The following is a 10,474-nucleotide window of genomic DNA, read 5'->3' on the forward strand; positions in this document are numbered from 1 at the left end:
CCGCGATATAGCGCACGGAGAATTGCGTACCGGTCTGGCGCCAGTAGCTCATGTAAGCGCGCACCAGCAGCACCTGGCGTGCATCCAGGCCGCCTTCGACGACCAGACCATTCAGGCGGCCGTCTTCGGCTTCATCGTTGAACAGCTGGGTGAACAGGTCTTGCGCCACTTCGGCAATGCCCTCGTGCGCCAGTTTGGCGGCGCTGTCGGCATCCACGGCCAGGCTGGTTACGTAATGACGCTTGCCGTCGGCGGTACGGATCGAGTGCGCAGCTTCGCGGTCGATCGCCACGCCCGCGTTATGCAGGGCTGGCAGGATCGCAGACAGCGCAGGCACGCGGTCTTCCGAATACAGGCGGATGGTGGTGGCAGGATTGTGTTCCGACGCCAGCTCAACACGCACGGCGATGCGGGAACCGTCGCCATTGCGCAGGATCTTGTCCAGGTCATGGAAGGCCACGCTTGGCGGCGTCGCGGCGACGTAGTCGACCGGCAAGGTGGCGCACAGCTTGCGCATGCTGTTGCGCAGCGGTTCTTCGCCAACCTTGTCGGCCAGTTCGGAGAATTCGTTGTGCCAGCCATCCAGGATGGTCAGCAGCGGACGCTGGATATCGCTTTCCAGGTCCAGCGGATAACGCGCAGCATGCGCGATCAGGTAGAGACGGGCCAGCGGGCCATCCGCCACCAGGGTCTGCGAGCTGACGTGGGTAGCGCCGGAGCTTTCCTGCAGGGCGCGCGCCAGTGCATGTGCCACGCTGGAGCTGAAGCGTTCGCGCGGGATGTAGACCAGCACGTTCAGGTGGCGGGTGTAGACGTCGCGGCGCGCAAACACTTTGGCGCGTGGCTGCTTGTAGAGCGACACGACGGCGCTGCACAACTCGGCCAGCTGTTGCGGCTCCGCTTCCAGCGCTTCGGTGCGCGGCAGCGATTCCAGGATCTCGATGAATTTCTCGGCGCGGAAGCCGGTTTCGCGCACGCCCGCAATCTTCAGCACTTGTGCGATGCGGCCGCGGGCAAAAGGCATGGTGGCCAGCGGAGTGATCGACGCAGCACGGGTGAACAAGCCCACGAAGCAGTGCTCGCCGAGGATGGCGCCTTTGGCGTCGCTGTTGCGGATGCCGATGAAGTCCAGCTGCTGATCGCGGTGCAGGGTACCGCCCACGTCCGCCTTGACGATGGACAGGGTGTGGCCACGCTTGGACAGCGTGTCGAAGTCGCCAGGGATATTGGCGATGCAGGTGCCGTAGACCGGGTGCGCCGTATCCTGCAGCACGCCGATGCGGCTAGGGATGTCGCGTTCCAGTTCGCGTGCGCCCGGCTTCACCTGGTAATAAGCGTAACCGTGGGCTTCGAAGCCTTCATTCTTGGCCCATTCGAGGAAGGCCGCGACTTCCTGGCCTTCTTCGCCATGGGTCGCTGCGTCGGCGGCGATGGCGGAGAAGCGCTCCTTCATCGCAGGCAGGTCGCGGCGCACGATGGCGGCGTCGCGCGCCACCATTTCGATGCGCTCGGCCAGCTCTTTCAGCTGCGGCTCCTCAAGCTGTTCGGACAGCAGGCAGAGAACATAGGATTCCAGCTTGTCGCCCTGCTGGCCGACGGCTTCCACCACGCCGTCCGCATTACGGCGCACCGGCAGCACGGCGTTCAGCACGCCGTTCGCGGTAACGCGCAGCTTGCGCATGGCCATGACGATGGAGTCCACCAGATAAGGCATGTCGTCGTTCAGAATYAGCAGGGCCGTGGCCTTGCCGCCGCGCGCATCGGTGTAGCTCAGGCGCGCAATCTGGCAGCCTTCGCTGGTGCGGCGGGCTGCCTGGGTGAAGCCTTCCACCAGCACGGGGGCCAGGCTGTCGGGGGAAACGTCTGCCAGGTCTTCGTCATCCAGGGCGCTGAGCCAGGCGGCAATCAGCGAGGGGACTTCCCCACCACCCTTGCTTGCGTTGACGAGGTCGAGCGTCTGCTTGCGCAGCTCTTGCGGCATTTGTTTCATCTGCATCTCCAATACGTTGTGTGTATTTGCTTACAGCGCGTACAGGCCGGGTAGGCCCAGAATCTGTTCCAGCTCTTGCAGTGCGGTGTGCACCTCGATCGCCAGTTGCGGGTCCGCGAGATCTTGCGGTTCGAGGTGGTCGCGATAGTGTTTCTCCACCCATGCTACCAGTTTTTGATACAGGTCTTCCGTCATGATCACACCCTGGTGCATGGCGGCTGCCTCCTCATCGGTCAGCGCCACGCGCAGGCGCAGGCACGCAGGACCGCCGCCATTACGCATGGACTGGCGCAGGTCGAACTGGATCAGCTCATCGACCGGGCCGCCGGACTTCACCAGGCCATCCAGGTACCTGGCCACGGAGGTGATCTCCTGGCACTCATGCGGGGTCACCAGCGCCATCTTGCCATCAGGCTTGGACAGCAGCTGGGTATTGAAAAGATAGCTCGACACCGCATCGGCCACGGACACGGCGCCCGTATCCACGCGAATGGCGTTCAGCTCAGCGCCCACGCCGGACATGGCGTTGCGCAGCTGGGCCAGCGTGTCCTGCTCGTCCGCGAAGGCCTGCTCGTGGTAGAACAGCACGTTGGCATTACCGACCGCGATCACGTCGTTGTGGAACACGCCCTGGTCGATCACGTCCGGATTCTGCTGGATGAAGACCGAGCGGTCGGCATTCAGGCCATGCAGGCGGGCGACCGCCTGCGAAGCTTCCAGGGTGTGGCGTGCCGGATAGCGCTTCGGCGCAGGCGCGGATGCATCGAACTCCACGCGGCCATACACGAACATCTCGACGGCCGCATCGCCATGCGAAGCAGCCAGGCGGGTGTGATTGGCCGCACCTTCGTCGCCGAAGGCCGGCGTGCCGGGCAGCGCATCGTGCACCATGAAGCGCTTCGAATCCGCAAAGATCGCGCGCAGGGTGCGCGCCGATTGCAGATGTTCAAAAGCGCGGTGCAGCTTGTTATTCAGGTTGGCCGGAGTGAAATGCACGCGGCCATCCGCCGTGTCGGGCGAAGGGCTGACGGTGGCAGCATTGGCGGTCCACATCGGCGAGGCCGAGTAGGCGCAGGCCAGGATGACCGGCGACGCCTTGAACGCCTTCGAGATCACTTCGGCATCGCTGCCGGTGAAACCCAGGCTGCGCAGCAGGCGGAAGTTGGGACGGTCCTGCGGCGGCATCACGGCTTGCGCGAAGCCGCGCTTTGCCAGCTCGCGCATCTTGGCCAGGCCTTGCAGCGCGGCCAGCTTCGGATTCGATGCGCTCTTCACGTTATTGAAGGAGGCCACATTGCCGAACGAGAGCCCGGCATAGTTATGGGACGGGCCTACCAGGCCATCAAAATTGAATTCGCGAGCTGGGTGCATTGTGATCCTCAGAAGTTCATGCCAGGGGACAGCTTGGCCGGCATTTCCAGCGCGCTGTTCTCGATCGATGCCACCGGATAGGCGCAGTAGTCAGCCGCGTAGTAAGCGCTTGGACGATGGTTGCCCGACTTGCCGACGCCACCGAACGGCGCCGAGCTGGCAGCACCCGTGGTCGGGCGGTTCCAGTTCACGATGCCGGCGCGTGCGCGCAGATTAAACTTCTGCCACAGCGATTCGTCGTTGGACAGCAGGCCGGACGCCAGACCGTACTGGGTGGCGTTGGCAGCGCGGATCGCTTCGTCGAAGCTGTCGACGCGGATAATCTGGGCCAGTGGACCGAACCATTCTTCGTCCGGGATGCCTTTCGCATCGGTGGTGTCCACGATGCCGGCGGAGACGAAGCCGGTGCCTGCCTGCAGCTGGCGCATTTCCAGCAGCACTTTGCCGCCCTTCTCCACCATCATGCCCTGCGCCTGCACCAGCTTTTCAGCCACGGCTGCGGAAACCACAGGCCCCATGAACGGTGCAGGTTCGGCTGCCGGAGCGCCTACGCCCAGCTTGGCCGACACTTCAACGAAGCGCTGCACGAAGGCGTCGCCCTCGGCGCCCTTCTGCACGATGATGCGGCGCGCGCAGGTGCAGCGCTGGCCGGCCGAGATAAAGGCAGAGGACACCGCCATGAACACCGCAGCATCGATGTCTTTCACATTCCACACCACGAGAGGATTGTTGCCGCCCATTTCCAGCGCCAGCAGCTTGCCCGTCTGGCCGGCGAACTGCTTGTGCAGCGCCGCGCCGGTCTGGCTGGAACCGGTAAACAGCACGCCGTCGATCTCGCTCTGGCCCAGCGCGATGCCGGTGTCGCGGGCGCCGTTGACCAGGTTGACCACGCCGGCCGGTACGCCAGCCTTTTCCCACAGCGCTACGGTCTTGATGGCGGTGCGCGGTGCGAATTCGCTTGGCTTGAAGACGATGGCGTTACCGGCGATCAGCGCAGGCACAATATGGCCGTTCGGCAGGTGGCCCGGGAAGTTGTAGGGACCGAACACGCCGAACACGCCGTGCGGACGGTGGCGCAGCACGGCCTCGCCATCGGCAACCTTGTTGCGGTTCTCGCCGGTGCGGGCATTGTAGGACTGCAGGGAGATGTCCACCTTGTTGGCCATGGTGGTCACTTCGGTACGCGCTTCCCACAGCGGCTTGCCCACTTCTTCGGAAATGGTCAGCGCCAGGTCTTCCGCGTTCTCCTTCAGCAGGTCGCGGAATTTGGTAACGATCACGATGCGCTCTTCGATTGGACGATAGGCCCAGTCATCGAAAGCGGCGCGCGCCGCGGCCACGGCGGCGTTCACGTCTTCAGCGGTGGAAGCCTTGCTGCTGTAAGTCTGCTTGCCGTCCGCCGGGTTCACGGTAACCAGCTGCTCGCCTTGACCGGCCTTCCATTGGCCGTTGATGAAATTGCTCAGTTCAGACATTGTTCTTCCTCACATTGAGAGACAGGGTGCGCACGTTATCGTTCGGATGAACGTGCAGCAGTTGCTGGTCGGCGTGCGACAGATCGAGTTTGCCGTTGACCGGGGTGGCTTCCGTCACGATCATGCGGAAGTCCTTCATGGTGACATTCGAAACAAGCAGTGGCTCGTGCGAATCGGGCGCGCAGGCGTGGGCCATATCGGTGTCCGCATCCACGGTCACCAGTTCGCTCTCGCGCACGCCGCGCAGTTCGGACACGCGTGCCTGCATCACGGGGCCGGCATCGAAGATGTCGACATAGCCCTCGTAGTACATGCCTTCCTGCTCCAGCAGGCGGCGCGCAGGCGCGGTCGATACGTGCACCTTGCCGATGGCTTCCTGCGCATCTTTCGGCAGGTATTCCACGTACATCGGCTGGCGCGGCATCAGTTCGGCGATGAAGGACTTCTTGCCCAGCGCGGTAAGGTCGTCCACGTGGTGGAAGTCCATCTTGAAGAAGTGGCGGCCCAGGCCTTCATAGAACGGCGAGGAACCGTCCGGCGCCTGGTAGCCGCGCATCTCGGCGATGATTTTCTGCTCGAACAGGTGTGGGAACTGGGCGATGAACAGGAAGCGGCTCTTGGACAGCAGCTTGCCGTTATTGCCCTGGCGGTAGTCCGGGTGCAGGAACAGGGAGCACAGCTCGGAGCAGCCGGTCAGGTCGTTCGACAGGTACAGCGTGTCCATGCGCGTGAACACATTCAGTTCGCGGCTGGAGTGCACCAGGGTGCCGATGCGGTAGTTGTAGAAAGGTTCGGTCAGGCCGACCGCGCCCTTGATGGCGCACACGCCGGCCAGGCGGCCATTGACGGTGTCTTCCATCACGAACATATAGTCGCGCTGTTCGGGCGGAATGGTTTCGGCGAAAGAGGCCACGGCCACTTCCACGCGATCGCCCATCATTTTCATATCGGGTTTCAGCGTGGTCATGCCGGTGCCGACCTGGCTGGCCAGGTTGAACAGTCCGTCCAGGTCGGTCGCTTTGATGGCGCGTACAACTAGCATAGTGTGCTCTCGTATCAGATGCGGACGCAGGTAACGCTGTCGCCTTCGGCAACGCGCAGGATGTCCTGCACGTTCGGCGGCAGGGCAATGGTGTCGGTGTTTTCCAGCGCCGGGCAAGCCAGCGTCACAGCGCGGAAGTGCTGGTCGGGGCGGGTGGAGATCGCGTAGGTCGCCACGGCGTCGCCATCGGCCGGTGTGCTGGCCGTCGCCACGCGGCGGGTCAGCGAGGAGGTGAAGGTACGCAGCGAATGCTTGTGGGCCTGCAGAATCGGGCCGCCGTCGAAAATATCGATGTACTCGTCCGCTTCGAAACCTTCGGAAGTCAGCAGATTGAACGCCAGTTCGCCGGACGGATGGATCTGTCCCATGGCAGCTTGCGCATCGCCCGGCAGCAGCGGCACGTACACGGGGTAGTGCGGCATCAGTTCCACGATCAGCGTGCGGTTACGCGCACCGCCGATGGTGCGCTCGGCATCCAGGAAGTCCATCTTGAAGAACTTGCGGCCGAGGGCGTCCCAGAACGGGGAGCCGCCGTTATCGTCGGTCACGCCGGCCAGCGGCACGAAGAAGCGGTCGCCAAAACGGTGCGGCGCCTGCACGGCAAACAGCAGACGGGAACGCGACAGCAGCGCCGCTTCCGGGCGGTGCTGCACTTTCTCGTCCACGTAGAAACTGGATAGCTGCGAATACGCGGTCAGCTCGGAACACAGGGTCAGCGCATGCACGCTGTGGCTGATGTTCAGGTCACGCGACACCTGCTGGATCACGTCGTTGCGGAAGGAGAAGTAGGTGCCGTTGGAGCCGGCGGAGGCGAAGATGGACGCGGTGCCGCAGATCTTGCGTTCGGCCAGCGACTCCAGCACGAACAGGTAGGATTCTTCGCTCGGGATATCGACATGCGCGGAGAACGATGCCAGCGAACGCTCCACCGCCTGCTCGATTTTCTCGCGCGTTTTCGGCAGCGTATGCACTCCCGGCATGGTCACCGCCGCCAGCTTTTCGAGGGCGGCAATATCCGCTATTTCTACCGGACGGACTACATACATGGGGACTCCTTCTTGTTAAATGAAATGGCGGGGCCCGGAATTACCGGGCGGCCCGCCCTGCCATGTTGGTCCGTGGACCCTGGAATTACTTGGTCAGATCGGCGATACCCAGGCGCATCAGGCGGTCCGCCTCATCGATCTGCGCATCGGACACGACCAGCGCAGGCGCCATACGCACCACGTCGGTGCCGGCGATCAGCACCATCAGGCCATGCGCTTCAGCGGCGCGCTGGATGTCCTTGGAACGGCCCTTGAACGGCTCGGCCACCACCAGGCCCAGCAGCAGGCCGGCGCCGCGCACGGAGGAGAACACTTGCGGGAAGTCGCGCACCAGGCCTTCCAGCTTGGCGATCAGCTTCTCGGACGCTTCCTTCACGCGCGCCAGGAAGGCCGGCTGGTTGATGGTGTCGAATACGGTCAGTGCCACGGTGGTGGCCAGCGGGTTGCCGCCGTAGGTGGTGCCATGGGTGCCGACGGACAGGGTCTTGGCCAGTTCCTCGGTGGTCAGCATGGCGCCGATCGGGTAGCCATTGCCCAGCGCTTTGGCGACGGTCAGGATGTCCGGGGTGATGCCATACCCCTGGTAGGCGAACAGCGAACCGGTACGGCCCATGCCGCACTGCACTTCGTCGAAGATCAGCAGGGCGCCGGTCTTGTCGCACAGTTCGCGCAGCTCCTTCAGGTATTCAGGATTGCCCGGCATCACGCCGCCTTCACCCTGCACCGGCTCAACGATCACGGCGCACACGTCGTCGCCGATGGCGGCGCGGGCAGCTTCGATATCGTTGTAAGGGATGTGGTCCAGCGACGGCGGCAGCGGTTCGAAGCCTTCGGTGTACTTGGACTGGCCGCCAACGGACACGGTGAACAGGGTACGGCCGTGGAAGGAGTTCAGGCAGGACACGATGCGCGACTTGTGCGCGCCGAATTTGCCGTGGGCGTATTTACGGGCCAGCTTCAGGGCCGCTTCGTTGGCTTCGGCGCCGGAGTTGCAGAAGAAGGCGCGGTCGGCGAAGGTGGCTTCGGTCATGGCCAGGGCCAGGCGCAGCACCGGTTCATTGGTGTAGCCATTGCCCAGGTGCCACAGGGTATTGGCCTGCCTGGTCAGGGCTTCCACCACGACAGGGTTGCAATGGCCGAGGGCGGCCACGGCGATGCCGGAGGTGAAGTCCAGGTAGTGCTTGCCTTGCTGATCCCAGAGATCCAGGCCAGATGCACGAACTGGAACCATGGAGGCGGGTGCGTAGGTCGGCACCATCACTTCATCAAAAGTCTGCCGGGTGACAGGGCGAGTGGTTGCAGTCGAGTCAAGCTTGGCGTTCATTGGCAAATCCCCATTCAGTAAGGTGTACTGCATTGTAAAAGCGGGGATGCTAAAACTCTTTTGAATCTGCGACAAGGATTTTCAAAAATGCTCAGCTTGCAGCGAGCTTGCGCTGGCGTTCCTCCCTCGGGGTATTGCCGAACAATGTGCCAAAAGCGGTAGAGAAGTGCGAGCCGGAAGAGAACCCGCACATCAGCCCGACCTGCACGATGGAATGATTTGTTTCCAGCAGCAACTGCCGGGCACGTTGCAGGCGCAGTTCCAGGTAGTAGCGCGACGGCAGACTGCCCAGGTATTGCTTGAACAGGCGCTCCAGCTGGCGGCGCGACAGGCCGACCAGGCCGGCGATGTCGTCCGTCGAGAGGGGTTCCTCGATATTGGCTTCCATCAGGGTGACGGCCTCGGACAGCTTGGGCTGCAGCGCCCCGAAGCGGGCTTGCAGGGCCACGCGCTGCCGCTCGTCCGGGCCGCGCACGCGGTCGATGCACAGGGCTTCCTTGATCTCGGCCTGCACCYGCGAGCCGAACAGGGACTCCACCAGGGTCAGCGCAAAGTCCAGGCTGGCCGCGCCGCCGCAGCAGCTGAGCAGGCGGCCGTCGATCTCGTACAGGTTGGGGGTGAGGATGGCGCGCTCGGTGATGTCTTCGGTATCCGCATACAGCGCCCACGGCAGCGCGATGCGCAGGCCGCCGCAGGCGCCCGAATCGGCCAGCCACAGCACGCCGGCGCCCACGCCACCCCAGTAGCTCGCTTCACGGCAACGGGCAATCAGGGCACGCGCCAGACCATCCGGCAGCGGACCTTGCTGCTCGTCGGCCGCCACCAGGGCCAGGTCCCAGTCGCCCGGCTCGGCCACCGCCTGCTCGGGCGTGCGGATCGCCAGTTCGAAACCTTGCTTGAGGATGCGCTGGGCCAGCCGCAGAGGCTGGACCAGGCCGGACCAGGTGAGGCTGTCCGGTTCGCCCGCATTGACCAGCAGCACGCGCAGGGGCTGCTCCTTGGTCAAGCGGCTGAGTTGGTCAAATGACATCTTATTCTGGGGCGAGCGACGTCGGCGGCCGCTCAGGGGTATTCCACTGGCTCACTATCATACCGGAGATCAACAGGATCGCGCCGAGCAGGCCCATCCAGCCGAGGACTTCGCCCAGCCAGAAATAGCCGAAAATGGCGGCGCAGGCAGGCTCGAAGGCATAGATCACGGCCGCCTCATTGGCGGTGGCGTGGCTCTGGCCCCAGGTTTGCAGGGAAATAATGGCCGCCGTGGCCACCACGCCCAGGTAAATCAGATTCCATTTGTACAGCTTCAGCCCTTCCCAGATGTAGGCGTAGTAATCGTTGGCGTCGTTCGGCACCGACACGGCACCGCGCGGCACCTCGCGCAGCAGAATCCACAGGCCGGCCAGCGCCGCCACCGTCATGATCTGGGACGCGGTCAGCGTCATCAGGCGCTCCGCCTTGCGGGTCACCACTTCCATGACTTTGATATACGCACCGAAGGCCAGCGCTGCCATCAGGGCCAGGGTATCGCCGCGGCTCCAGGTCAGCGTGCCTTCCCAGCACAGGGCAAACAGGCCGGCCACGGCCAGCACCAGCGCCACCACGATGCGGCGGTCCGGCCACTTGCCCATGACGATGCCCAGCAGCGGCACCACCAGCACGTTCAGGCCGCAGATGAAGGCGTTGCGGTTGGAGGTGGTCAGCGACAGGCCCTCCACCTGGAACAGATAGCAGAAGAACAGCAGCACGCCGGACARGAAGCCGTAGTGCAGGTCGCTCCAGCGCGCGCGCCAGATGAAAGGCAGCAGCAGCACGCTGGCAATGCCGAAGCGCGACACCACGATCCAGTTGGGCGACAGGTAATTCGTCATGTCCTTCATCGCGGGGAAAGTCGTGCCCCAGACCAGGGTCACAATCAGCAAGGCCAGTATTCCGCGCGCGTGTTGAGGCATGATAGTCAGATGTTAATGTTATTTATCTGCATATGGTAACGGAATCTCGAAGAGCCGCGTGCACAAGCAAAACCACCGGCATGGAGCTGGTGCCTGCCACGGCGTGGCAGGCACCTGGGGTCACGGTTCTGGGCGCTATAATCACGCACCATGGGCGAACGTTATTTGAAATCAATCCGGCTGCTGGCCGAGTGCATGCAAGGCTTTGAACGTCTGTCCGGCGAGCATGTTCGCCGCTGCGGCCTGACTCATGCACAATTCGATATCATCGCTACCC

Annotated in this window: 7 protein-coding genes and 2 pseudogenes; 1 reads left to right on the top strand and 8 read right to left on the bottom strand. The window is 63.5% G+C overall.

Translation table 11 applies throughout. From position 1 onward, the window contains the following. The 8 genes and pseudogenes from AB4Z11_RS11205 to AB4Z11_RS11240 all read right to left on the bottom strand — a co-directional run. Positions 1-1,990 (bottom strand): annotated as a pseudogene (locus AB4Z11_RS11205) (NAD-glutamate dehydrogenase domain-containing protein); the annotation flags it as partial. A 30-nt stretch (positions 1,991-2,020) separates the two neighbouring features. Continuing rightward, positions 2,021-3,361: an N-succinylarginine dihydrolase gene (astB, locus tag AB4Z11_RS11210; protein ID WP_442025328.1), complete on the bottom strand. Its 1,341-nt coding sequence runs from the start codon at positions 3,359-3,361 to the stop codon at positions 2,021-2,023. An 8-nt stretch (positions 3,362-3,369) separates the two neighbouring features. After that, a complete protein-coding gene (astD, locus tag AB4Z11_RS11215) occupies positions 3,370-4,836 on the bottom strand; it encodes a succinylglutamate-semialdehyde dehydrogenase (protein WP_442025329.1) in 1,467 nt (488 codons plus the stop codon). Further along, positions 4,829-5,878, bottom strand: coding sequence for an arginine N-succinyltransferase (gene astA / locus AB4Z11_RS11220; RefSeq protein ID WP_442025330.1), 1,050 nt, complete (start codon positions 5,876-5,878; stop codon positions 4,829-4,831). The genes astD and astA overlap by 8 nt, the downstream gene beginning before the upstream one ends. Before the next feature lie 14 nt (positions 5,879-5,892). After that, positions 5,893-6,924, bottom strand: a complete 1,032-nt coding sequence (locus AB4Z11_RS11225; protein WP_442025331.1) for an arginine N-succinyltransferase — start codon at positions 6,922-6,924, stop codon at positions 5,893-5,895. A gap of 85 nt (positions 6,925-7,009) precedes the next feature. After that, positions 7,010-8,248: an acetylornithine/succinylornithine family transaminase gene (gene astC / locus AB4Z11_RS11230; protein ID WP_442025332.1), complete on the bottom strand. Its 1,239-nt coding sequence runs from the start codon at positions 8,246-8,248 to the stop codon at positions 7,010-7,012. A gap of 91 nt (positions 8,249-8,339) precedes the next feature. Beyond that, positions 8,340-9,278, bottom strand: a complete 939-nt coding sequence (locus AB4Z11_RS11235; protein ID WP_442025333.1) for a GlxA family transcriptional regulator — start codon at positions 9,276-9,278, stop codon at positions 8,340-8,342. 1 nt (position 9,279) lies between these two features. Beyond that, a complete protein-coding gene (locus AB4Z11_RS11240; protein ID WP_442025334.1) occupies positions 9,280-10,197 on the bottom strand; it encodes a DMT family transporter in 918 nt (305 codons plus the stop codon). A gap of 150 nt (positions 10,198-10,347) precedes the next feature. On the opposite strand from AB4Z11_RS11240, the pseudogene AB4Z11_RS11245 reads away from it, so the two are divergent. Then, a pseudogene (locus AB4Z11_RS11245) lies at positions 10,348-10,474 on the top strand (MarR family transcriptional regulator); the annotation flags it as partial.

The sequence above is a fragment of the Pseudoduganella sp. RAF53_2 genome (assembly GCF_052113985.1).
Taxonomy (GTDB): Bacteria; Pseudomonadota; Gammaproteobacteria; order Burkholderiales; family Burkholderiaceae_D; genus Rugamonas.

Coding starts and splice junctions, on each gene's coding strand:
- astB (WP_442025328.1), bottom strand. CDS start 3,361: ATGCACCCAGCTCGCGAATTCAATTTTGATGGCCTGGTAGGCCCGTCC.
- astD (WP_442025329.1), bottom strand. CDS start 4,836: ATGTCTGAACTGAGCAATTTCATCAACGGCCAATGGAAGGCCGGTCAA.
- astA (WP_442025330.1), bottom strand. CDS start 5,878: ATGCTAGTTGTACGCGCCATCAAAGCGACCGACCTGGACGGACTGTTC.
- AB4Z11_RS11225 (WP_442025331.1), bottom strand. CDS start 6,924: ATGTATGTAGTCCGTCCGGTAGAAATAGCGGATATTGCCGCCCTCGAA.
- astC (WP_442025332.1), bottom strand. CDS start 8,248: ATGAACGCCAAGCTTGACTCGACTGCAACCACTCGCCCTGTCACCCGG.